Source organism: Pseudomonas sivasensis (assembly GCF_021391435.1).
GTDB lineage: Bacteria > Pseudomonadota > Gammaproteobacteria > Pseudomonadales > Pseudomonadaceae > Aquipseudomonas > Aquipseudomonas sivasensis.
Genome location: NZ_CP090029.1, coordinates 4,030,318 through 4,053,296 on the forward strand (window position 1 = coordinate 4,030,318; position 22,979 = coordinate 4,053,296).

The following is a 22,979-nucleotide window of genomic DNA, read 5'->3' on the forward strand; positions in this document are numbered from 1 at the left end:
GATGGGTATTGCACAATGTTGATCAAGAAAACCCTGACCACTGTCGCCCTGCTCGCCTCCCTGCTGGGTGCCTCCGCAGCATTTGCCCATGCTCATCTCAAAAGCGCCACGCCTGCGGCAGACAGCACTGTCACGGCCCCCCAGGATCTGCGCCTGACCTTCAGCGAAGGCATCGAAGCCACCTTCACCAAGGTGTCCCTGAGCAAGGACGGCACCGAAATCGCCATCAAGGGCCTGGATACCGAAGGCGCCGACAAGAAAACCCTCGTAGTCACCCCGGCCGCGCCATTGGCGGCCGGTAACTACAAGGTGGTGTGGAATGCCGTCTCGGTCGACACCCACAAGAGCAACGGCGAATACAGCTTCAAGGTCGGCCAATAATCCATGGCGACGCTGCTGGTGCTGTGCCGCTTTGTGCATTTCATCGTCGTGTTGCTGATGTTCGGGGCCTGTGTGTTCAGGCCCTGGCTCCTAGGCGCCAAACCGCAGCCCGTGCTGGACCGACAATTGTTGCGCCTGACCCGTGGCCTGGCATGGACGGCTCTCGCGTCGGGTGTGATCTGGTTAATGTTGATCACCGTCAGCATGGCGGGCTCATGGGCGGCAGCGTTGGAACCGTCGACCGTGAAGTTGGTGCTGGGCAAGACCTTTTTTGGCCAGGTATGGACCTGGCATCTGATGTTGAATGGGTTGCTGGCCATCGCCCTGATGACCGCGTGGAAGGCCCCGCGCCTGCCGCTGATCACACTCTTGCTGATGACCCTCGCGCCGGTCGGCCATGGCGCCATGCTCGACGGGCTGAGCGGGCAGCTGTTGATCCTCAACCAAGTAGTGCACCTGATGTGCGTCGGTGCATGGTTGGGTGGGTTATTGCTGCTGGTTATGATCCTCAGGCAATCGAACCGTGATGAGCTGGCACCTGTCCTGCGTCGTTTCAGTGGCGTGGGCTATGGCCTGGTCGCGGGCCTGCTGGTGACTGGCTTGATCAATGTGCGCGTACTGACCGGGCAACTGTGGCCCACGCCGTTGTTCAGTGGTTTTGCCCTGATTCTGTTGATCAAGGTGATGCTGGTGTTGGGCATGTTGGCCCTGGCACTGCTGAACCGGCTGCGCCTTGATCGTTGCGAACAGCAGCTGGGCAGTTTGAAGGTCAGCGTGATGGTGGAGTGGCTGCTGGGTGTTTGCGCAGTAGCCGCTGTTTCGCTCCTCGGCACTTTGCCGCCGATGGTCCTGGCTGACTGAATATAGAAGGGGCGGTGCGTCGACTCGCCTGGCTTCCGATGGCGGTGTATCAGCGACATCATCTGTGACTGACCCACTGCTATCGGGGGCACGTCGAATCGTCGCACCGCCCCTCCCACATTGACTGTTAACGCCTTCACTTAGTCATCGTATAACTTCTGCTTGACACTCCACGAAAACCCCGCAAATATCCGCCCTAATGTTGTACGACGACGTATAACAAATAATAAAAACAACAAATCAAAGGGAGCGTCACTGTGAGTCAATTCGCCCGTAATTCCTCGTCGTGTATCGGCCTTATCGGTCTCGGCGGCCTGGCCTTCACCCTGCCCCTCATCACCCACGCCGAAGGTTTTGTCGACGACGCCAAAGCCACGCTCAACCTGCGCAACGCCTACTTCAACCGCAACTTCACCAACCCGGCAAACGCCCAGGGCAAGGCCGAAGAGTGGACGCAGAGTTTCATTCTCGATGCCAAGTCGGGCTTCACCCAGGGCACGGTGGGTTTCGGCCTTGATGTGTTGGGCCTGTATTCCCAGAAACTGGATGGCGGCAAAGGCACTGGCGGTACCCAATTGCTGCCAATCCACGATGACGGCCGCCCCGCCGACAACTTCGGACGCCTGGGTGTGGCGCTGAAAACCCGACTGTCGAAGACCGAACTGAAGGTCGGCGAATGGATGCCGGTGCTGCCGATCCTGCGTTCCGACGATGGTCGCTCCCTGCCCCAGACCTTTCGCGGCGGCCAGGTGACGTCCAACGAGATCGCCGGCCTGACCCTTTACGGCGGCCAGTTCCGTGGCAACAGCCCGCGCAACGACGCGAGCATGGAAGACATGTTCATGAACGGCAAAGCGGCATTCACCTCCGACCGGTTCAACTTCGGCGGCGGCGAATACAGCTTCAATGACAAGCGCACCCAGGTCGGCCTGTGGTACGCCGAACTGAGCGACATTTACCAGCAGCGCTACGTCAACCTCACCCACAGCCAGCCGGTAGGCGACTGGACGTTGGGCGCCAACCTCGGTTTCTTCAGCGGCAAGGAAGACGGCAGCGCCCTGGCCGGCGACCTGGACAACAAGACCACCTTCGCCCTGCTCTCGGCCAAATACGGCGGCAACACCTTCTATGTGGGCCTGCAAAAACTCACCGGCGACAGCGTGTGGATGCGCGTCAACGGCACCAGCGGCGGCACCCTGGCCAACGACAGTTACAACGCCAGCTATGACAACGCCAAGGAAAAATCCTGGCAGGTGCGACATGACTTCAACTTCGTGGTGCTCGGCGTACCGGGGCTGACCCTGATGAACCGCTACATCAGCGGCAGCAACGTGCACACCGGGGCGATCACTGATGGCAAGGAGTGGGGGCGTGAGTCGGAGCTGGCCTACACCGTGCAGAGCGGTGCGTTGAAGAACCTGAACGTTAAGTGGCGGAACTCGACCATGCGTCGGGATTTCAGCACCAACGAATTCGACGAAAACCGGATCTTTATCAGCTATCCAATCTCCCTGCTGTAGAGCTCAGTCTCCCAGCCCAAGAAAATCCCCTGTGGGAGAGGGCTTGCTCCCGATGGCGGTGGGTCAGTAGCAGATGCATTCACTGGCACGCCCTCATTGAGGGCAAGCCCTCTCCCACATTTTGCTCCGCACTCTGTCCGCAAGAACGTTGACAACCTGGGGGCTCCCTAACAATACTTCGGCATAGTCATACGACAACCTACAACAAAAATTTGGAATCCCCATGACCACGACCACCCCCGCTCCCGCTCCCTTCAACCGCCTGCTGCTCACCGGTGCCGCCGGTGGCCTCGGTAAAGTCCTGCGCGAGCGCCTGCGCCCTTACGCCCAGGTACTGCGTCTGTCCGACATCGCCGCCATGGCCCCGGCTGCCGATGCATCGGAGGAAGTCCAACCGTGCGACCTCGCCGACAAACAAGCCGTGCACCACTTGGTGGAAGGCGTCGACGCCATCCTGCACTTTGGCGGTGTCTCGGTGGAGCGTCCGTTTGAAGAAATCCTCGGTGCCAATATCAGCGGCACATTCCATATCTACGAAGCCGCCCGCCGCCATGGCGTGAAGCGCGTGATCTTCGCCAGCTCCAACCATGTGATCGGCTTCTACAAGCAGACCGAAACCATCGACGCCCATTCCCCACGCCGGCCCGACAGCTACTACGGCCTGTCCAAGTCCTATGGCGAAGACATGGCCAGCTTCTACTTCGACCGCTACGGCATCGAGACCGTGAGCATCCGTATCGGCTCCTCGTTCCCGGAACCGCAGAACCGTCGGATGATGCACACCTGGCTGAGTTTCGACGACCTCACTCAACTGCTCGAACGCGCGTTGTACACGCCGAACGTCGGCCACACCGTGGTCTACGGCATGTCGGATAACCTCGACACCTGGTGGGACAACCGCCACGCCGCACACCTGGGTTTTGTGCCCAAAGACACGTCCGAAGTGTTCCGCGCCCAGGTCGAAGCCCAGCCGCCAGTGGCAGCCGATGACCCGGCCAAGGTCTATCAGGGTGGCGCATTCTGCGCAGCCGGACCGTTCGGTGACTGAGTTCACATCAACCCAAGGGAATGAGTTGCCATGACTGCTGAATTGATCGTCGACGCCCGCAATGCCGTGGGCGAATGCCCGGTATGGGTGCCTGAGGAAAACGCGCTGTACTGGGTGGATATTCCCAACGGCGGCCTGCAGCGCTGGAGCGCCGGCAACGGCCATGTCGCCGCCTGGAAAGCCCCGCAGATGCTCGCCTGCATCGCCCGCACCAATGCGGGCAATTGGGTCGCAGGCATGGAAACCGGCTTTTTCCAACTCACCGCACACAACGACGACAGCCTCGACACCACCCCTCTGGCCAGTGTCAAACACCCACGCCCGGACATGCGCATGAACGATGGCCGCTGTGATCGCCAGGGCCGTTTCTGGGCCGGCAGCATGGTGCTCAACATGAGCGCCAATGCGGCGCAAGGCATCCTCTACCGTTATGCGTCCGGTTCAGCGCCCCACGCCCAACTTGACGGGTTCATCACCCTGAATGGCCTGGCCTTCAGCCCCGATGGCCGCACGATGTACGCCTCCGATTCCCACCCGCTGGTGCAGCAGATCTGGGCCTTCGACTACGACATCGAGACCGGCACGCCGTCCAATCGCCGCGTGTTTGTCGACATGAACCATTTCCTGGGTCGACCCGACGGCGCCGCGGTTGACGCCGAAGGCTGCTACTGGATCTGCGCCAACGACGCCGGTTTGGTCCACCGCTTCACCCCCGACGGTCGCCTGGATCGCTCCCTGAGCGTGCCGGTGAAAAAACCCACCATGTGCGCCTTCGGCGGCAGTCGGCTGGACACCCTCTTCGTCACCTCGATCCGTGATGACCAGAGCGACCAGTCCATCGCCGGCGGCGTGTTTGCGCTCAACCCCGGCGTCACCGGATTGCCGGAGCCCACCTTCACCCTCTAGCTGCATCGCTGTGCCTTGAATACAACAATAAAATAACAAGACAGGAGTGACCCCCAATGGACTTCAAACGCACCTTGCTCGCCGCCGCAGTGTTCACCCTCAGCAGCGCCGCTCACGCGCTGGAAATCAAATTCGCCGACATCCACCCCGCTGGCTACCCCACCGTGGTCGCCGAAGAAAACATGGGCAAGGCGCTGACCAAGGAAAGCAACGGCGAACTCACGTTCAAGTACTTCCCGGGCGGCGTGCTGGGCTCCGAGAAAGAAGTGGTCGAACAGGCCCAAGTGGGCGCCGTGCAGATGACCCGCGTCAGCCTCGGCATCGTCGGGCCGGTGGTGCCGGACGTGAACGTCTTCAACCTGCCGTTCGTGTTCCGCGACCAGGCGCATATGCGCAAGGTCATCGACGGCGAGATCGGCGATGAAATCCTCGCCAAGATCACCGACTCCGAGTTCGGCCTCGTGGCCCTGGCCTGGATGGACGGCGGCACGCGCAACCTTTACACCAAGAAACCGGTGCGCAAGATCGAAGACCTCAAGGGCATGAAGATCCGCGTGCAGGGCAACCCGCTGTTCATCGACGCCTTCAACGCCATGGGCGCCAACGGCATCGCCATGGACACCGGCGAGATCTTCAGTGCCTTGCAGACCGGTGTCATCGACGGCGCGGAGAACAACCCGCCCACCCTGCTGGAACACAACCACTTCCAGAACGCCAAGTACTACACCCTCACCGAACACCTGATCCTGCCTGAGCCCATCGTGATGTCGAAAATCACCTGGAACAAACTCACTCCCGCCCAGCAGGACATGGTGAAAAAAGCCGCCAAGGTCGCCCAGGCCGATGAGCGCGTGCTGTGGGACGCCAAGTCCGCCAGCAGTGAGGAAAAACTCAAGAAGGCCGGGGTCGAGTTCATCACCGTCGACAAAAAACCCTTCTACGACGCCACCGCCGCGGTGCGAGCCAAGTACGGCGCGCCTTACGCCGACATCATCAAGCGTATCGACGCCGTTCAGTAACGCCCCATTCCCTGACAAGGCCTGGCGCGGTCGGCATCGACGCGCCCGGTGACGGTGAACGCCATGAAGAATCTACTGCTGCGCATCAACGACCGTATCTACATGACCTGCATCTGGGTCGCCGGTCTCTCGGTCCTCGGGGTCGCACTGATCATTCCCTGGGGCATCTTTGCCCGCTACATCCTCGGCACCGGTTCCAGCTGGCCGGAGCCCACCGCTATCCTGCTGATGCTCGTGTTCACCTTTATCGGCGCAGCCGCCAGTTATCGTGCCGGGGCGCACATGTCGGTGGCCATGGTCACGGACCGCCTGCCACCTGCCCAACGCCGAATCGTCGGCATTTTCTCGCAACTGCTGATGGCGACAATCTGTCTGTTCATGGCGATCTGGGGCACCAAGTTGTGCCTGTCCACCTGGAACCAGTTCATGAGCGCCATCCCCACCCTGCGCGTGGGTATCACCTATATGCCGATCCCCATCGGGGGCGTGCTGACGCTGATTTTCGTGCTGGAAAAACTGCTGCTGGGCGACCAGAGCAACCGGCGCGTGGTGCGCTTCGACCTGGTAGAAGAAAACGAAGGGGCTGCCTGATATGGACGCATTGATTCTGCTGGGCAGCTTTATCGCCCTGATCCTGATCGGCATGCCGGTGGCCTATGCCCTGGGGCTGTCGGCGCTGATCGGCGCGTGGTGGATCGATATCCCGTTCCAGGCCCTGATGATTCAGGTGGCCGGCGGGGTGAACAAGTTTTCGCTGATGGCGATACCGTTCTTTGTGCTGGCTGGGGCGATCATGGCCGAGGGCGGCATGTCGCGGCGGCTGGTGGCGTTTGCCGGGGTGCTGGTGGGCTTTGTGCGCGGCGGGCTGTCCCTGGTGAACATCATGGCCTCGACGTTTTTCGGCGCGATCTCCGGCTCGTCGGTGGCGGACACCGCTTCGGTGGGCTCGGTGCTGATTCCAGAAATGGAGCGCCGTGGCTATCCACGGGAATTTGCCACGGCGGTGACCGTCAGCGGCTCGGTGCAGGCCTTGCTCACGCCACCCAGCCACAACTCGGTGCTCTACTCCCTGGCGGCTGGCGGCACTGTGTCCATCGCTTCGCTGTTCATGGCCGGCGTGGTGCCGGGCCTGCTGATGAGCGCGTGCCTGATGGTGCTGTGCCTGATCTTCGCGAAGAAACGCAACTACCCCAAAGGCGAAGTCATCCCCCTGAAGCAGGCGCTGAAGATTGCCGCCGATGCGCTCTGGGGCCTGATGGCCATGGTGATCATCCTCGGCGGCATCCTCTCGGGCATCTTCACTGCCACTGAGTCTGCCGCGATTGCAGTGCTGTGGGCGTTCTTCGTGACCATGTTCATCTACCGCGACTACAAGTGGCGCGAGCTGCCCAAGCTGATGCACCGCACGGTGCGCACGATTTCCATCGTGATGATCCTGATCGCCTTCGCCGCCAGCTTCGGCTACATCATGACCCTGATGCAGATCCCGGCGAAGATCACCACGCTGTTCCTAACGCTGTCGGACAACCGCTACGTGATCCTGATGTGCATCAACGCCATGCTGCTGTTGCTCGGCACGGTGATGGACATGGCGCCGCTGATCCTGATCCTCACGCCGATCCTGTTGCCGGTGGTGTTGGGTATCGGCGTCGACCCGGTGCACTTCGGCATGATCATGCTGGTGAACCTCGGCATTGGTCTGATCACCCCGCCGGTGGGCGCGGTGCTGTTTGTCGGCGCAGCGGTGGGCAAAACCACCATCGAGAAAACCGTAAAGGCGCTGGTGCCGTTTTATGCCGTGCTGTTCCTGGTGCTGATAGCAGTGACGTACATTCCAGCATTGTCGCTGTGGCTGCCGAGCGTGGTGCTGTAATGCTGATTGAACTTGAAGATAACCTGACCCACCTCACCTTGAATCCGGCCGTGGGCGGCAGCATCGTCAACTGGACGGTGCGCGCCACCGGGCAGCCGTTGCTGCGCCATAACGATGAGCAGGCGATCCATACCGGTTTGCCGGGCAAGCTGGGGTGCTATCCGTTGGTGCCCTGGTCCAACCGCATTGCCCACGGCGGTTTCGATAACCCCGACGGTTGGCTGGTGCTCACGCCTAACAGCCTGACCGATCCGCTGCCGATTCACGGTTCGGCCTGGCAACAAGCGTGGCAGGTGGTCAGCCAGTCGGCAGATGAAGTGGTGCTGGAGGTGGTCTGCGAGACGCCTTTTGCCTATCGCGCCGAGCAGCGGATTCACTTGAGCGATGGGGCCTTGCGTATCGAACTGCGCGTGACCCATCTGGCCGAAACAGCGGCGTGGCATGGCGTGGGCTTGCATCCGTACTTTCCGCGTCGGCCGGGTACCCGGTTGCAGGCCAAGGCCGCGCAGGTGTGGATGAGTGACGCGTCCAAGCTGCCGACCGGCTTGGCACCGGTGCCGGACGAGTGGGATTTCCAGGAAATGAATGCCCTGCCCCAAGGCTTGGTGGACAACGGCTTTTGCCAGTGGGACGGGTATTGCCGGATCGAACAGCCGGACCTGGGCTATGCGCTGGAATGCCAGGCCAGCGGGGCCGATTACTTCCTGCTGTACTGCCCGCCGGGGCAGGGGTTCTTTTGCATCGAGCCGGTGAGTCATCCGGTGAATGCTCATCACCTGGCGGGACGGCCGGGCCTGAAACTGCTGGAACACAATCAGTCGGTCCAACTCAACTTCACCCTGAAATACATTCAAAATGTGGGAGGGGGCTTGCCCCCGATAGCGGCCTGACAGCCGAACAGGATGCTGGAACAGACCGAGTACATATCCATTATTCAGCCAACGGCCGCTATGGGTTCCGCCCTTACGGCGGCTCGCTTCGCATCGTGATTACCGTTGACTGCTATAAAGTTGTGTAAATACCTATAGCTATCAGGGGCAAGCCCCTCCCACAGTTTTGATTTAGGTTTTGTCAGTGATGTCAGGGTGGAGAGTTTTTCAGACGCCCAGCCGTATCGATACTCACGACAACCGACAACCCCGGCCGCAACCGTTCGCTCTCAGCCTGATCCGGGTCCACCGTAATCCTTACCGGCACGCGCTGGGCAATCTTCACAAAGTTGCCCGTCGCGTTGTCCGCCTGCAACAGGCTGAACTCCGAGCCGGTGGCCGGCGAAATATGCTGCACCGTGCCATGAAACTTGCGGTGGTTCAGCGCATCCACGGTAAAGGTCACCGGCTGGCCGACCTGCACATTGTCCATTTGGGTTTCTTTCATATTGGCAATCACCCACAGCTGCTTCGGCACCAGTGCCATCAGCTGCGCGCCAGAGTTGACGTAGGCACCGAGGCGCACGCCAATCTGCCCCAACTGACCGTCGCGGGGTGCGGTGATGCGGGTGTTGGACAGATCGATCCGCGCCAATTCCACCGCCGCATCGGCACTCGCCACCGCCGCTTCCAGGGAGCCGCGATTGACGATCACCGTCTGCAAATCCTGCCGCGCGATTTCCAGGCTGGCCTGGGCTTGGGCGACGGCGGCGACCGTCTGCGCATTGGCAGCACGGGTCACGTCCAGCTCGCGCTTGGACACCGAACCGTCGCTGATCAGCTCCTCGTTACGACGCAAATCCGCAGTGCTTTTACGCGCCTGTGCCTGGCTGTCTACCAGCGCAGCCTGGCGTAACTTGATGGTCGCTTCGGCGCTGTTGCGCTGCTGCACAACATTGGCCAGCGAGGCCTTCTGCACCGCCAGTTGCGCCAAGGCTTGGTCCAGGCGCTGCTTGTAGATGCGATCATCAAGGCGCACCAACAAGTCACCGGCCTTGACGTACTGGAAGTCCTGCACTGGCACCTCGAACACATAGCCGCTGAGCTGCGGGCCAATAATCGTCACTTGGCCACGTACCAGGGCGTTTTCAGTGGTTTCCACCGCACTGCTGAACGGCGGCAGTTGCCAGGCATACAGCACGATCAGTACCCCGACGATGGCAATCGCGGCGAAGCCCATGGACGAAAGGATGCGCACGCGCAATGAGCGCGGCTCGGTGACCGTGGCGCCGGGCGGCATGGTGCCTTCCGGGGTGGATGCAATGGCGGTGGTGGTGGTTGTCGAAGGTTCGGTCATGAAGGTGCGCCGCTGGGTTGAACGGGAGGGGCTGCTGCTTGGGTGGTACTCATCAGCCACAGACTGCGAATAAATATCCAGAGCATGGTCAGGATCGCGATGATCGCAATCAGCATGAACACATCGTTGTAAGCCATGACATTCGCTTCACGGGTGGCCGCCGTGGCCAAGCTGCGGATACCCATCAGGTTGCGCAGCTCGGGGTCGGCAATGACACCGCCATAGGCCGAGCCACCGCTGCTCACCCGCGCGGCCACACGCGGGTCGAGCAAGGTCAAGTGTTCGACGATCATGCTGGAATGAAACTTCTCCCGCACGACCTGGAACGTTCCCAGCAACGCAGCTCCAATCAGGCCGCCGAGGTTCTGGCAAATGCCGAACATCACCGAAAAACTCACCAGATTGCGCGGGTTCGTCAGCACGTTCTTGGTGCCCAACACCATGGTCGGTCCCAGGAAAAAAGTGCCGCCAAAGCCCAACAGGAACTGGCTGATATACAGGTTTTCGGGCCGGGTCAGGTTGCTGGAGAAACTGTCCATCACCGAACCCGTGGCCATCAGCGCCAGGGAGATCACCAGCGGCATCAGCAGATGAGCCGGGTTGATCGTCAGCGCACTGACCGCCAGCCCGCTGATTGCGCCGGCCAGCATCACCACGTACAGCGTATGCATCTGCTGGTAGCTCATGTTCAACATCTGCATGAACCCGACCGCACCGGTGGACTGCTCCGACAGCACCATGCGAATCAGGATCACCGCCAGTGCCAGGCGAATCATGGTGCCGCTGCCCAGCCAACGGGTCATCAACATCGGGTTGGCGCGGTTATGCTCAATGGCCAGGCCGGCCATGATCAACACCAGGGAACAGGCTGACGCGATACCGATCCACGGGGCTTCCAGCCACCAGTCGATGCGCCCCAGGGACAGCACCGCACAGAGCAACGCCACGCCGGTGGCGAGGATGCCGAAGGTCAGGAAGTCGAGTTTCTCAAAGGTCTTGAAGCGGTCACCCGGCGGCAACTTGAGCAAGAACACACACCCCAGGCAGATCAGCGCCATCCCCAATTCAAACAGGTACAAACCGCGCCACTCGGCGATTTGCAGCAAATCTTCGGAGAACAACCGCGCCAGCGGCAACGCCAACTGCGCCGTGCCCAAACCCAGCACCAGGGCTTTGAGTCGCCACTTGGCGGGGAACGCCTGGATCATGTAGTACAAGCCCAACGAACTCAGGGCCGCGCCCACCATCCCATGGGCCGCCCGCACCGCGATGGCCGAACTGAGATCGTTAACGAACAAGTGGCCGAAGGTCACCAGCGCGTACAGCACCAGGAACACCTCGGTGAACACGCGCAGGCCGAACTGCTGGCGGAACTTCACCAGCAGCAGGTTCATGCACACGTTGGTCATCACATAGGCGGCGGGCAGCCAGGCCATTTCCGCTGTGGTCGCGCCGAGGGCGCCTTGCAGGTATTGCAGGTTGGCGATGACCAGGGCATTTCCCAGGCCGCCAGTGATCGCGACCAGCACACCGACCAGCGCATACAGCCAACGCTTGTGCGTAGGGTGCCACGGCGTCGACGGCGAACCGGGCAGGCTCGGGCGCTCGTGGGGTTCCCAGGTGTGGGGGGTGTATTTATCCATTCGATGACCTAGATGACCCGACGGGTGAGGTCGGTAAAACCATTACTCAGAGTAGTAAACCTGAGCGGGGTTCATCTTGCCATCTTGGGCATGGAATTGATGCCTGGAGCGGGTACGGTCAAAAGTCGGAGGGGGCTTGCTCTCTTTGGATTGCATGCCCATCCAGAACCGCCTTCCCGATCAGATCCAACCCAACCAACTCCAGTAAGTCGCCGCAAACACCAACATCAGCCCATACCCGATCACCGTCACCAGAATCCCCACCTTGGCGAACTGCCGCGCCGTAAACGTCCCAGTCCCCAGGCACACCATATTCTGCGGCGCATTAATCGGCAGGATGAACCCGTAGCTCATCACAAACCCCAGCAGCATGGTCATCCCCAACCGGTTGAACTCCCCGGGCAAGGTCTGCAACACCGCAATCAGGATCGGCAACAGCGCCGAGGTCAGCGCCGTGGCGCTGGCAAAGCCCAGGTGGATCACAATCAAAAACGCTCCCAAAATCGCAAACACCCCCAACGGCCCGACCTGATCCAACCCGGTGTGCGCCACCACCTGGGAGCCCAGCCACTGCCCGGCTTGGGTCGTCAGCAACGCGGTGCCGAGGCTGATGCCCACGCCGAATACAATCACCGTGCCCCACGGAATACGCGACTGCACATCCTTCCAGGTCATTACCCCAATCCCCGGCAACAGCAGGAAGACCAGCCCGGCGTAGGTGGTCGAGGTGGTGTCGAAAGGGTGCAGGCGCCCTTCCGTCGCCCACGCCAACAGCAACAGCACCGACACGGTGAGCAAGCGCTTCTGCGGGCCGGTCATCGGGCCGATGTCCACCAGGGACTGGGCCACGGCCTCTTTACCACCGGGAATGCTGTCGGTTTCCGGCGGCAGCAGCTTGATCACAAGGAACAGCAACACCGCCGACATGATCACCGCCCACGGCGCGCCGGCGATCAGCCAGTCGATCCACGACACGCGCTGGCCGAGCATCTTGTCCATAAAGCCCACGGTCAGCAGGTTTTGCGCGGCGGCGGTCTGGATGCCGACGTTCCAGATGCTGGTGCCCTGGGCCACCACGATCATCAGGCCGGCGGCAATATTGGAGCGCTTGTCCACGCCAAACGCGGCAACCACGCCCATCATGATCGGCACCACACAGGCACTGCGCGCGGTGGCACTGGGCACCACGAGGCTGAGCAGGATGGTCACCGCAATCGCCCCCAGCAGAATGCCGCGGGTGCTGGTGCCGACGCGGGTCAGGGTCACGAGGGCGATGCGCCGGTCGAGGCCGGTGTGGGTCATGGCCGCCGCAATGAACAACGCGCCCGCCACCAAGGCCAGTGCCGGGTTGGAAAAGCCGGTGAGCGCCATGCTGATGGCCGGGCTGGAGCCGATCAGATGGGCGGGGTCTTGCAGCGACGGCGCCGTGCCCAGCAAAAATGCCATGAGCGAGGTAATCATGATCGCGCTGGCTTCATAGGACACCGCCTCGGTGATCCACACCACCACGGCAAACGCGAGGATCGCCAGCATGCGCTGCCCGGCCACCGGCAGATCGGCGGGCAGCGGCAACAGCAGCACGCCGACCATCGCCAGTACGCCGATCACCAGGCCCAGGGGCAACTTGAAGGATGCTGCGGTTGTTGCGGGGGCGTTCATGGCGGGCTCCGTCGTGCTCTAAATCAGGCAGGCAGCATGGGGCAAAGCGCCGCAACGGGTGTTGACGGGTATCAAGACCCTAGGTCAATAACTGGCTCAATACCGCCCGCAACTTGCCGGGCTTGAGCGGTTTGTTCAACAACGGCGCGTCAAGGCGGCGCAGCACACGACGGCATTGGTCGGTGCGGTCGGCGGTGATGATCACGGCCGGGATCTTTTGCGCGAAATGCTCGCGCAGATGCTTGACCACCGCAGCGCCCACCACGCCGTGGTCGAGGTGGTAGTCGGCGAGGATCAACTCCGGCGCCCTGCCCTGCAACGCCAGTAACGCACCGGCCTGGTCGGTGGCGGTGACCACCTCACAGCCCCACTGCACCAGCAGCGCGCGCATGCTTTCGAGGATGCTCACCTCGTTATCGATCACCAGCAAACGCCGCCCCGGCAGCGGGTTGCCCGTGGTCGGCAGCACCGGCAGTTGGCTGATCGCCAGGGGCATCTCTTCGCTGATGGGCACCTCGATGCTGAACATCGAGCCACGCCCCGGCCACGAACGGACCGCCACTGGGTAGCCGAGGATCTCGGCGATACGCTCGACAATCGCCAGGCCCAGCCCCACGCCTTTGCGGTCCGAGGCGCGGCCGACGTCGAGCTGGTTGAATTCGAGGAAGATCGCGTCGAGCCGGTCGGCCGCGATGCCGCGCCCGGTGTCCCACACCTCCAGGCGCAGGCGGTCGCCACGGCGGCGCGCGCCGAGCAGGATGCAGCCCTCGTCGGTGTAGCGGCAGGCGTTGCTGAGGAAGTTGCGCAGAATCCGCGTCACCAGGCGCAAGTCGGTGCGAATCGCATAATGGCCGGTACGCGCGCGCAGGTTCAGCCCGGCCGCCAGCGCCACCGATTGGAACTCCGAGACCAGCGGCGCAAACAGTTCATCCAGGCGATACAGCGCCACGTCGGGTTTGACCGCCGCCTGGTCGAGCCGCGAAATATCCAGCAAATCGGTGAGTAAATCTTCCGCGCCTTCCAGCGCCTGGTGAGTACGTTCCACCAGTACCTGCTCGACGCTGGGCAAGTTGCGTTCACGCAGGGTGGAGATCAGCAGCCGCGCCGCGTTCAGCGGTTGCAGCAGGTCATGGCTCGCGGCGGCGAGGTATTTGTCCTTGCTGCGGTTGGCAGCCTCCGCGGCGTCGCGCGCATCGCGCAATTCCTGCTCGACCTGCTCACGCTGGGCGATCTGCTGTTGCAGGTTGCGGTTGGCTTCCAGCAGCTCATCGGTGCGCGCGGCCACGCGCTGCTCCAGCTCATCGTTGAGACGGATATAGCGGTTGCGCTCCGCCTCCAGCTCGTCGAGGCGCGCGGTGAGTTCCGGGTAGTGACTCTTGCGTGCCGAGTGATTGCCCAAGCCCAGCAGCCCTGCCAGTGCTTGTTGCTGGTCGTCAGAGCGCTTCGCCATAAACAACCTCGACGTCACGCTGGCTGGACTCACGAGGGTTGGTGAGGATGCAGGGGTCGTCCATCGCATGCTCGGACAGGAACGGAATATCCGCCACGCGCACCCCATGCAGCCCCAGGGTTTCGTGGAAGCCAATCGCATGTTTGAGCGCGATCAGGTGGTCGACCAATCGTCCGCAGATCTGTCGATGGTTGAGGCCACGGCAGTCAATGCCAAAGGTCTCGGCAATCACCTTGAAGCGCTCCGGCGCCGAGTTGTAGTTGAACGCCACCACATGCTCCACCAGCACCGCGTTGCACAAACCGTGGGGCAAATCGAGAAACCCGCCGAGGCTGTGGGACATGGCATGCACGGCGCCGAGGATCGCGTTGGAAAACGCCAGGCCCGCCTGCATGCTGCCGAGCATGATTTTCTCGCGCAGGGCAATGTCCGTGGGGTTGGCGATCATCTGCACCAGGTTGCCGTTGATCAGGCGCATGGCTTCCAGCGCATGGGGGTCGGTCAGTGGGCCGTGGCCGGTGGACACGAACGCCTCGATGGCATGCACCAGCGCGTCGATGCCGGTACAGGCGGACAGGAACGGGTCCATGCTCGCCGTGGTTTCCGGGTCGATCAGCGACACATCCGGCACCACCGCCTTGCTGACGATGGAGAACTTCATGCGCTCCTGCTGATTGGAAATGATCACGAACTGCGAGACATCCGCCGACGTCCCGGCGGTGGTGGGGATCAGGATCAACGGCGGGCTGGGCACACGAATGGTGTCCACGCCCTCGAACTCAAGAATGCTACGCCCATGGGCGACCACAATGCCGATGGCCTTGCCGCAATCCATCGGACTGCCGCCGCCGATGGCCACGATCACGTCGCAATGGTTTTCCCGATACACCTCGGCACCGAGCATTACTTCTTCGACGCGCGGGTTGGGCGACACAGCGCTGTACAGGCAGTAGTCGATACCGATGGCTTGCAGGCTGGCTTCCACATCGGCAACCCAACCGGCGGCGATCACCCCGGGGTCGCTGACCACCAGCACCTTGCGCGCACCAAAGGTCTTGGCGTAGTTACCGACGTTGTGCCGGCAGCCGGCACCGAAGATGATTTCAGGCGAGACGAATTTACGCAGGAGGCTCAGATTGGGGCTCATTGGAAAGCCTGTTCTTATTATTTTTGGGAGATGCGCTTCACACTAACCCATTCGCAGGCGAATGCAATCAGACCAAAGGGTCATTCCCAATACGGCACCGGCCAGCGCGAGGCTGGCCGGAGATGGATCAACGGCTGGCGAAGTACATGGTCACTTCGAAGCCGATACGCAGGTCGGTGAAGGCGGGTTTGGTCCACATGGGGAGAGTCCTCTTGTTGTGCCGGAAGATTCCGGTAGAGGCATTAATGCATGGGGGGATGGGGGTGCGAATGCTACTTTCGAAGGAGCTCGCACCCGCATTGGTAGCGGGTATACGCCGATCAAAATGTGGGAGGGGGCTTGCTCCCGATAGCAATGTGTCAGCCACATCACTGTTGACTGACCCACCGCCATCGGGAGCAAGCCCCCTCCCACAGGGGACCGCGTTGCAATGCGAGGGTTAGAAGAAACCCAATGGATTGATGTCGTAGCTCACCAGCAAATTCTTGGTCTGCTGGTAGTGATCGAGCATCATCTTGTGGTTCTCACGCCCCACGCCCGACTTCTTGTAGCCGCCAAACGCCGCATGCGCCGGGTACAGGTGATAACAGTTGGTCCACACGCGGCCAGCCTTGATCGCCCGGCCCATGCGGTAGGCGCGGTTGATGTCGCGGGTCCACAGCCCGGCGCCGAGGCCGAATTCGCTGTCGTTGGCAATGGCCAGGGCTTCGGCTTCGTCCTTGAAGGTGGTGATACCCACCACCGGGCCGAAGATTTCTTCCTGGAACACGCGCATCTTGTTGTGGCCCTTGAGCAGGGTCGGCTGGATGTAATAACCGCTGGACAGGTCGCCTTCCAGGCGCTCGGCCGCGCCGCCGGTGAGCAGCTCGGCGCCCTCTTCCTGGGCGATCTTGAGGTAGGAGAGGATCTTGTCGTATTGCTGCTCGGACGCCTGCGCGCCAACCATGGTCTCGGTGTCCAACGGGTTGCCGCGCTTGATCTTAACGATCTTCTTCATCACCACTTTCATGAAGTCGTCGTAGATCGACTCCTGCACCAGCGCCCGCGACGGGCAGGTGCACACTTCGCCCTGGTTGAAGAACGCCAACACCAGGCCTTCGGCCGCTTTTTCGATGAATTGCGGCTCGGCCTGCATGATGTCTTCGAAGAAGATGTTCGGCGACTTGCCGCCCAGTTCCACGGTAGACGGAATGAGGTTCTCGGCGGCCGCATGCATGATGTGCGCACCGATTGGGGTCGAGCCGGTAAAGGCGATCTTGGCGATGCGCTTGCTGGTGGCCAGCGCCTCCCCGGCTTCGCGGCCAAAGCCCTGAACGATGTTCAGCACGCCCGGTGGCAGCAGGTCATTGATCAGCTCGGCAAACACCATGATCGACAGCGGCGTCTGCTCGGCCGGCTTGAGCACGATGCAGTTACCGGCAGCCAGGGCCGGGGCGAGTTTCCAGGCGGCCATCAGCAGCGGGAAGTTCCACGGAATGATCTGCCCGACCACGCCCAATGGCTCATGGAAGTGATAGGCCGCGGTGTGTTCGTTGATCTCGGCGGCGCCGCCTTCCTGGGCGCGGATGCAGCCGGCGAAGTAGCGGAAGTGGTCGGCGGCCAGGGGCACGTCAGCGTTGAGGGTTTCGCGCACGGCCTTGCCGTTGTCCCAGCTTTCGGTCACGGCCAGTACTTCGAGATTCTGCTCGATACGGTCGGCGATTTTCAGCAGCACCAGGGAGCGATCCTGGGGCGACGTCTTGCCCCAGGCGTCAGCGGCGGCATGGGCGGCGTCGAGGGCTTTGTCGATATCGGCAGCGTTGGAGCGCGGGAATTCAGCGATCGCTTCACCGGTCACTGGCGAGGTGTTGGTGAAATACTCACCGCTCAGCGGGGCGACGAACTCTCCGCCGATGTAATTTCCGTAGCGCTGCTTGAAGCTGACGATAGCGCCAGGGGTGCCAGGTTGTGCGTAGATCATGTTAAAGCCTCTGTCTGGGTCCGGGCCTGTCGGTCAACAGGCGATGACCCGATAGTAAAGAGCCCCCGTTGCCGGGCGAATGCGCCGTTGGCAGGGGGGCACTTGTCATTTGGTCGTAGATTCAGTGTTTGGCGACCAGCTCTTTGGGCAGCTTGAAGGTCCAGAGCATGCCGCCCTGGTTGAAGTCCTTGATGCGCTTGGCCACCTCACCGCCCCACAACGGCACCGCGCCGCCCCAGCCGGAGAGCACCGAGACGTACTGTTCGCCGTCCATTTCCCAGGTCACAGGCGAACCGAGCACGCCGGAGCCGGTCTGGAATTCCCAGACCTTCTCGCCAGTCTTGGCGTTGAATGCTTGCAGGAAACCTTCCGGCGTACCGGTGAACACCAGGTTGCCCTTGGTGGTCAGCACCCCGCCCCACAGCGGCGCGAAGTTCTTGTGGCGCCAGACTTCCTTACCCGTCTTAGGATCGATGGCGCGCAGTACGCCGATGTAGTCTTCGTTCAACGGCTTGATAGTGAAGCCCGCGCCGAGGAACGCCGCGCCTTTCTTGTAGGCGATACCTTCGTTCCAGATGTCCATGCCCCACTCGTTGGACGGCACGTAGAACAGCCCGGTGTCACGGTTGTAGGCCATCGGCATCCAGTTCTTCGCACCGAGGAACGCCGGTGCGACAAACACCGAAGTGCCCTTGGTTTCGCTGCCCGGCGCACCTGGGCGGCTGGCTTCGTTGTAGATCGGACGACCGTCCTTATCCAGACCCGTGGCCCAGGTGATCTTGTCGACAAACGGGAAGCCACGGATGAACTTGCCGTTGGTGCGATCGAGCACGTAGAAGAAGCCGTTGCGGTCGGCGGTGGCCGCCGCTTTGATTTCCTTGCCACCTTCGGTGTAGTTGAAGGAGACCAGCTCGTTGACGCCGTCATAGTCCCAACCGTCGTGGGGCGTGCTCTGGAAGTGCCACTTGATGGTGCCGTCGTCCGGGTTCAGCGCCAGGCGCGAGGACGAGTAAAGGTTGTCGCCAGGGCGCAGGTGCGAGTTCCACGGCGCCGGGTTGCCGGTGCCGAACAGCAGCAGGTTGGTTTCCGGGTCGTAATAGCCGCCCAGCCACGGTGCCGCGCCGCCGGTTTTCCACAAATCCCCCGGCCAGGTCTTGCCCGCCTCGCCGCCGGAGATGCCGTTTTCCACAGCCTTGCCGTCTTTGTAGACATAACCCATATGGCCTTCGACCGTCGGGCGGCTCCACAGCAGCTCGCCGTTTTTCGGGTCATAGGCCTGGATCTTGCCGACCACGCCGAATTCGCCACCGGCCACGCCGGTGATCAGCTTGCCGTTGACCACCAGGGGCGCGGCGCTGATCGAGTAGCCTTCCTTGTGATCGGCGACCTGCTTGCTCCACACCACTTTGCCGGTGTCTTTGTTCAGCGCCACCAGCTTGGCGTCGAGGGTGCCGAAGAACACCAGGTCGCCGTACAGCGCCACGCCACGGTTGATCACGTCACAGCACGGGCGGATGTCATCGGGCAGACGCGCATCGTACTGCCAGAGCTTCTTGCCGGTGCGCGCATCCACCGCGAACACCCGCGAGTAGGAACCGGTGAGGTACATCACCCCGTCCTTGATCATCGGCTGCGCCTGTTGCCCACGCTGCTTTTCGCCGCCAAAGGAAAACGCCCAGACCGGGCGCAGTTCCTTGACGTTGTCGACGTTCAGGGTGTCGAGGGGGCTGTAGCGCTGGCCCTGCACGCCCAGGCCGTTGGTGACGATCTGCCCGGGGTTTTTCGGGTCCTGGAGGATGTCCTCATCGGTGACCGAGGCCATGGCCTGGCCGGATAACAGGATGGCACCGAGCAACACACTCAAGGCGAAGGGTTGGCGACGTGCGGGTTGGGTCATGACGGCTACCTCTGCGGTTTTTTGTTATACCCGGGAAATTTTCCCGGTCTGGTGCAGATTCTTGGGCGCAGGGGCCATTGTCACAATTGACCGCAGTATCGAGTTTGCTAGTTCCTTAGTAGCGGTTGCATCTGCTCGCGCTCGTAACGCGGGTACAGGTGGCTGACGCTGCGGATCAGTTCATAGCGGCTCAAGCTGATCGCGGCGAAGCGTTCGGGGATGGGGCTGCGGATCATCTCGGCCATGTCGTTGCCCTTGGCAGCGCCGTCACGCAGCAGTTGATCGAGCCAGGTCAGGTAGTCGCGCATTTGCGTGAAGGGTTGCGCGTCGCTGGCCACCGGGCCATGGCCGGGCACGATCAGGGTCCAGGGCAAGGCTTGCAGGGTGCCGAGGTCGGCCAGCCACACCGCCAGCCCCGGGCTGTTGGGGGTGGTGAGCGCGCGTTGGTAAAACACCAGGTCGCCGGCGAACAGCACGCCGGTGCTCTGGTCGAAGATCGCTAGGTCGGCGCCGGTGTGGCCGGTGAGCGCGAGCAGGCGCAAGTCGTGACGGCCGACGCTCAGCACACCGGGTTCCAGCACCTGAGTGGGCAACACCACTTCAGTGCCGCGCATCCAGTCGCCGACCATGCGGTAGAGGTTTTCCGCCATGCCGTCGCCCTGCTCATGCAGCAGCCGCGTGGTCTCGGCCAGGGCGCCGATGGGCACGTCCTTGAAGGCCTGGTTGCCCAGCGCATGGTCGGGGTGATGATGGGTAATCAGCACCTGGATCACCGGCTTGGGGGTGACGCGGGCGATGGCCTCGCGCATCGCTTCGCCGTAGCGCCGCGACGGCCCGGTGTCGATCACCACCACGCCGGCCTCGGTGACGATGAAGGCGGTGTTGACGATATTGCCGCCATTGGCCTTGGCAAAATTGTCAGTGCTGCCTTCGAGTAGCCAGGTGTCGTCGGCGATCAGCCGGGGCTTGAGGGCGTAGTCGAGATCTGCCAGGGCGGGCAAGCTCAGGCCCAGGCACAACAATAGAATCCAGCGCATGCCGCGCTCCTTCTGGTCAGGGGATGGCCGCGTCGAACTCGTTGCCGCTGTTGTCACGCAGCACCAGTCGGGTGGGCCCCGGCGCGTCGATGTCGAAGGCCAGGTTGGGGTTCTCGCTGACCGCCGGGAACAGCTCAAGATCAGCCAGCACCTGGCCGTCCTGGCCGCGCAGTTGCGCATGGTTGATAAAAAACTCGGGGATGCCGCTGACCATGCCGTTGTCCATCGGGTGCGCCACCTGCACACGCACGCGGCTGAACTCACCACGCGGGTAACGGCCGCCGAGCACTTCGCCGATGTGCTCTTCCCAACCGGGCTGGGTGCGTACCACGCTGGGCGCGGTGCAGCCGCCACCTGCCGCGTCGATCAGGGTCGAGCCCACATGCCACAGGCCGTCATCGGTGAGCACCGCTGCACGCAACGGCGTGGCCTGTTCGATACGAATCCGCAGCGACAGCCACGGCAGCACGCCGGCCTTGGGCTGGAAGTCGACGATTTTCGGCAATGGGTTGAGCTCGGCCCAGGCGAGGATTTTCACCACATGGCCGTTGAAGGCGCGGGCGTCGATTTCCAGCGGCACCTGGCGCGCATCTTCGGCGAACGGCGGCGCGAGCAGCTTGACTCGGTCGTCGAACACGAACGGCGCCTGCGCCAGGAACTGCTTGTGATAGAAGTCCCACATCACCGACGGCACCGGGTCGATCTCCACGGCGTGAGCCGCCAGCGGCAGCCAGCACGCCAGGATGCAGCTCAGTCGCCAGTTCATCGCCTGCTCCTATTGATACATCTCGGGGACTTCGTACTGCAGGCCGTAACGGGCATAGATGGCTTGCACCGCGCCGTCGCGGATCAGGCCTTCCAGCGCCTCTTCCACCGCGTAGGCCAGCTGGCGATTGCTCTCGCGCACCGCCATGCCGATCTCCCAGCGTTGCTTGCCCATGTTCGGGTAGGCGTTTTCGGCGAGGGCCAGTTGCGGGTCGTGGGCTTCATGCACCTGCCAATCGACTTCGCCGCGCATCGCCATCACCGCATCGACCTCACCGGCTTTCATCGCCGCAAAGGCCTGGGGGACGTCGGGGTAGTGATGGGTCTTGGCGGCGAGCATGCCGTTGAACACCGAGGTGAGGTAGAACGACGGCACGCTGTCGACTTCGACGCCAATCGGGTGCTGCTCGAACACCGCCACGCTGGCGACCGTGTCCAGGCGCCGATGGTCATAGGCCACCTGCCATTGTTCGTTCTGGTACGGCCCGAACATCACCACATGGCCGTTTTCCAGTTCGCCCTGGTCGTTGCGCTTTTGTGCGTAATCGCGATCGTAGGGCGCGCGCATCATCAGGTCGGCCAGTTGCTGGTTATGCAACTGGCTGCCGCGCCAGATGTAGTCGCGCAGGTCGTCATCGAGCTTCTCGCCGGCCGGCGCCCAGATCAACTTGAGCTTTACCCCCAGCGCCGTGGCCAGGGCCTGGGCCAGTTCCACATCGACCCCCCGCGCGTTGGCGCCGTCTTCGAAGCTGTAGGGGGCGAAGTCCTTGTACACCGCCACCTTGATTTCGCCGTCAGCGATCATCTGGTCATAGCTGCGCACCTGCGCCTGTGCCGGCTGGCAACACAGCAGGGCCAGGCCAAGCACATAAGCGAACAGGCGCATGGCTTACTCCTCGACGTGCACGCTGTCCAAGTAGGTGCGCACGGCCCACAAGGCTTCCTGGCTCAGGTAGTCGGCCATTTTGGGCATGTACACGCGGCCGTCACGCACCGCGCCATGGCGCACACGCTCGACGAACCACTCATCACCGGCTTCGCCCACATCGAGCATGCGCAGGTCGGGGGCGATACCACCGGACTTGGCTTCCAGGCCGTGGCAAGCGGCGCAGTTCTGGTTGTAGGCGGACGAACCAATCTCCACGGCCCGGTCGTGTTCAGGCGAGGTGCGGTACGGATTGACCGCCGCCCAGCCGTCTTCGTTGACCGGCACGCCGGCGTCCTTGATCGAGGTCAGGCCCTTGGTTTCCACTGCTTGCGGGACCACGTTGCCATGGGCCCAAACAGAGCCGGCGCCGAATACACCCACCAACAGGCCAGCCACGAGCCAGGCATTGTGTTTTGTTGTCATTATTTTTGCCCTCAGGATTGCACGCAAAACCTCATTGCAGAGGCTATGGCAACCATCTTAGAAACCCCGGGGCATGGGCCGTATGCTGCTTTGGTGGCCGCCCTCTCCTCCCTTGGTAGTAGGGCTTGTGGGGCACACCTAAAACAGCGGCGGTCCGGGAAGTCTTCCCGGCCACAGCGGGACTTTTTCCGTATCCGCCCGGCGCCCCGGCGTTCCACCCTGTGCAGGCCAAAACC

General features: G+C 62.2%; 21 protein-coding genes. 9 read left to right on the forward strand and 12 right to left on the reverse strand.

Features of this window, described 5'->3' with window-relative positions; genetic code table 11:
* Positions 1-15: 15 nt before the first annotated feature.
* The 9 genes from copC (at position 16) to LRO94_RS18080 (ending at position 8,498) form a co-directional block, all read left to right on the forward strand.
* Positions 16-381, forward strand: a complete 366-nt coding sequence (gene copC / locus LRO94_RS18040) for a copper homeostasis periplasmic binding protein CopC (protein ID WP_032889934.1) — start codon at positions 16-18, stop codon at positions 379-381.
* A gap of 3 nt (positions 382-384) precedes the next feature.
* A complete protein-coding gene (gene copD, locus LRO94_RS18045) occupies positions 385-1,242 on the forward strand; it encodes a copper homeostasis membrane protein CopD (RefSeq protein ID WP_179178753.1) in 858 nt (285 codons plus the stop codon).
* Between the two features lie 257 nt (positions 1,243-1,499).
* A complete protein-coding gene (locus tag LRO94_RS18050) occupies positions 1,500-2,762 on the forward strand; it encodes an OprD family porin (protein ID WP_032889938.1) in 1,263 nt (420 codons plus the stop codon).
* A gap of 223 nt (positions 2,763-2,985) precedes the next feature.
* Complete coding sequence (locus tag LRO94_RS18055; RefSeq protein WP_179178752.1) at positions 2,986-3,810, forward strand: NAD-dependent epimerase/dehydratase family protein; 825 nt, start codon at positions 2,986-2,988, stop codon at positions 3,808-3,810.
* A gap of 30 nt (positions 3,811-3,840) precedes the next feature.
* Positions 3,841-4,716: an SMP-30/gluconolactonase/LRE family protein gene (locus LRO94_RS18060; RefSeq protein WP_179178751.1), complete on the forward strand. Its 876-nt coding sequence runs from the start codon at positions 3,841-3,843 to the stop codon at positions 4,714-4,716.
* Between the two features lie 56 nt (positions 4,717-4,772).
* On the forward strand, positions 4,773-5,735 hold the full coding sequence (locus LRO94_RS18065) for a TRAP transporter substrate-binding protein (RefSeq protein WP_032889942.1): 963 nt from the start codon (positions 4,773-4,775) through the stop codon (positions 5,733-5,735).
* Between the two features lie 63 nt (positions 5,736-5,798).
* On the forward strand, positions 5,799-6,326 hold the full coding sequence (locus tag LRO94_RS18070) for a TRAP transporter small permease (protein WP_032889944.1): 528 nt from the start codon (positions 5,799-5,801) through the stop codon (positions 6,324-6,326).
* A 1-nt stretch (position 6,327) separates the two neighbouring features.
* On the forward strand, positions 6,328-7,608 hold the full coding sequence (locus LRO94_RS18075; protein ID WP_032889946.1) for a TRAP transporter large permease: 1,281 nt from the start codon (positions 6,328-6,330) through the stop codon (positions 7,606-7,608).
* On the forward strand, positions 7,608-8,498 hold the full coding sequence (locus LRO94_RS18080; protein ID WP_179178750.1) for an aldose 1-epimerase: 891 nt from the start codon (positions 7,608-7,610) through the stop codon (positions 8,496-8,498). The genes LRO94_RS18075 and LRO94_RS18080 overlap by 1 nt, the downstream gene beginning before the upstream one ends.
* 190 nt (positions 8,499-8,688) lie before the next feature.
* Here the strand turns inward: LRO94_RS18080 and LRO94_RS18085 are convergent, their stop codons facing one another.
* The 12 genes from LRO94_RS18085 to pedF all read right to left on the reverse strand — a co-directional run bounded on the left by LRO94_RS18085 (position 8,689) and on the right by pedF (position 22,743).
* Entirely contained in the window at positions 8,689-9,834 is a 1,146-nt protein-coding gene (locus LRO94_RS18085; RefSeq protein WP_032889950.1) for an HlyD family secretion protein, read from the reverse strand.
* Positions 9,831-11,477, reverse strand: a complete 1,647-nt coding sequence (locus LRO94_RS18090; protein WP_032889953.1) for an MFS transporter — start codon at positions 11,475-11,477, stop codon at positions 9,831-9,833. The genes LRO94_RS18085 and LRO94_RS18090 overlap by 4 nt, the downstream gene beginning before the upstream one ends.
* Before the next feature lie 180 nt (positions 11,478-11,657).
* Complete coding sequence (locus tag LRO94_RS18095) at positions 11,658-13,136, reverse strand: DASS family sodium-coupled anion symporter (RefSeq protein ID WP_032889954.1); 1,479 nt, start codon at positions 13,134-13,136, stop codon at positions 11,658-11,660.
* 79 nt (positions 13,137-13,215) lie between these two features.
* Complete coding sequence (locus LRO94_RS18100; RefSeq protein WP_032889957.1) at positions 13,216-14,586, reverse strand: ATP-binding response regulator; 1,371 nt, start codon at positions 14,584-14,586, stop codon at positions 13,216-13,218.
* Positions 14,570-15,733, reverse strand: a complete 1,164-nt coding sequence (gene ercA, locus LRO94_RS18105) for an alcohol dehydrogenase-like regulatory protein ErcA (protein WP_032889958.1) — start codon at positions 15,731-15,733, stop codon at positions 14,570-14,572. Before ercA ends, LRO94_RS18100 begins: the two co-directional genes overlap by 17 nt.
* 127 nt (positions 15,734-15,860) lie before the next feature.
* A complete protein-coding gene (pqqA, locus tag LRO94_RS18110) occupies positions 15,861-15,932 on the reverse strand; it encodes a pyrroloquinoline quinone precursor peptide PqqA (protein WP_010209364.1) in 72 nt (23 codons plus the stop codon).
* Between the two features lie 240 nt (positions 15,933-16,172).
* Positions 16,173-17,693, reverse strand: a complete 1,521-nt coding sequence (gene exaC / locus LRO94_RS18115) for an acetaldehyde dehydrogenase ExaC (protein ID WP_032889961.1) — start codon at positions 17,691-17,693, stop codon at positions 16,173-16,175.
* A gap of 121 nt (positions 17,694-17,814) precedes the next feature.
* Positions 17,815-19,590, reverse strand: coding sequence for a PQQ-dependent methanol/ethanol family dehydrogenase (locus tag LRO94_RS18120; RefSeq protein WP_032889964.1), 1,776 nt, complete (start codon positions 19,588-19,590; stop codon positions 17,815-17,817).
* A gap of 107 nt (positions 19,591-19,697) precedes the next feature.
* Positions 19,698-20,627, reverse strand: coding sequence for a quinoprotein relay system zinc metallohydrolase 1 (locus LRO94_RS18125; RefSeq protein WP_032889965.1), 930 nt, complete (start codon positions 20,625-20,627; stop codon positions 19,698-19,700).
* 16 nt (positions 20,628-20,643) lie between these two features.
* Positions 20,644-21,393, reverse strand: coding sequence for a quinoprotein dehydrogenase-associated SoxYZ-like carrier (locus LRO94_RS18130; protein ID WP_032889967.1), 750 nt, complete (start codon positions 21,391-21,393; stop codon positions 20,644-20,646).
* A gap of 9 nt (positions 21,394-21,402) precedes the next feature.
* The gene (locus tag LRO94_RS18135; protein ID WP_179178749.1) at positions 21,403-22,278 is read right to left on the reverse strand and encodes a substrate-binding periplasmic protein; all 876 of its coding nucleotides are present in this window, start codon (positions 22,276-22,278) and stop codon (positions 21,403-21,405) included.
* A 3-nt stretch (positions 22,279-22,281) separates the two neighbouring features.
* The gene (pedF, locus tag LRO94_RS18140; protein ID WP_032889971.1) at positions 22,282-22,743 is read right to left on the reverse strand and encodes a cytochrome c-550 PedF; all 462 of its coding nucleotides are present in this window, start codon (positions 22,741-22,743) and stop codon (positions 22,282-22,284) included.
* Positions 22,744-22,979 lie beyond the last annotated feature (236 nt).

Coding starts and splice junctions, on each gene's coding strand:
- copC (WP_032889934.1), top strand. CDS start 16: ATGTTGATCAAGAAAACCCTGACCACTGTCGCCCTGCTCGCCTCCCTG.
- copD (WP_179178753.1), top strand. CDS start 385: ATGGCGACGCTGCTGGTGCTGTGCCGCTTTGTGCATTTCATCGTCGTG.
- LRO94_RS18055 (WP_179178752.1), top strand. CDS start 2,986: ATGACCACGACCACCCCCGCTCCCGCTCCCTTCAACCGCCTGCTGCTC.
- LRO94_RS18060 (WP_179178751.1), top strand. CDS start 3,841: ATGACTGCTGAATTGATCGTCGACGCCCGCAATGCCGTGGGCGAATGC.
- LRO94_RS18065 (WP_032889942.1), top strand. CDS start 4,773: ATGGACTTCAAACGCACCTTGCTCGCCGCCGCAGTGTTCACCCTCAGC.
- LRO94_RS18070 (WP_032889944.1), top strand. CDS start 5,799: ATGAAGAATCTACTGCTGCGCATCAACGACCGTATCTACATGACCTGC.
- LRO94_RS18075 (WP_032889946.1), top strand. CDS start 6,328: ATGGACGCATTGATTCTGCTGGGCAGCTTTATCGCCCTGATCCTGATC.
- LRO94_RS18080 (WP_179178750.1), top strand. CDS start 7,608: ATGCTGATTGAACTTGAAGATAACCTGACCCACCTCACCTTGAATCCG.
- LRO94_RS18085 (WP_032889950.1), bottom strand. CDS start 9,834: ATGACCGAACCTTCGACAACCACCACCACCGCCATTGCATCCACCCCG.
- LRO94_RS18090 (WP_032889953.1), bottom strand. CDS start 11,477: ATGGATAAATACACCCCCCACACCTGGGAACCCCACGAGCGCCCGAGC.
- LRO94_RS18095 (WP_032889954.1), bottom strand. CDS start 13,136: ATGAACGCCCCCGCAACAACCGCAGCATCCTTCAAGTTGCCCCTGGGC.
- LRO94_RS18100 (WP_032889957.1), bottom strand. CDS start 14,586: ATGGCGAAGCGCTCTGACGACCAGCAACAAGCACTGGCAGGGCTGCTG.
- ercA (WP_032889958.1), bottom strand. CDS start 15,733: ATGAGCCCCAATCTGAGCCTCCTGCGTAAATTCGTCTCGCCTGAAATC.
- exaC (WP_032889961.1), bottom strand. CDS start 17,693: ATGATCTACGCACAACCTGGCACCCCTGGCGCTATCGTCAGCTTCAAG.
- LRO94_RS18120 (WP_032889964.1), bottom strand. CDS start 19,590: ATGACCCAACCCGCACGTCGCCAACCCTTCGCCTTGAGTGTGTTGCTC.
- LRO94_RS18125 (WP_032889965.1), bottom strand. CDS start 20,627: ATGCGCTGGATTCTATTGTTGTGCCTGGGCCTGAGCTTGCCCGCCCTG.
- LRO94_RS18130 (WP_032889967.1), bottom strand. CDS start 21,393: ATGAACTGGCGACTGAGCTGCATCCTGGCGTGCTGGCTGCCGCTGGCG.
- LRO94_RS18135 (WP_179178749.1), bottom strand. CDS start 22,278: ATGCGCCTGTTCGCTTATGTGCTTGGCCTGGCCCTGCTGTGTTGCCAG.
- pedF (WP_032889971.1), bottom strand. CDS start 22,743: ATGACAACAAAACACAATGCCTGGCTCGTGGCTGGCCTGTTGGTGGGT.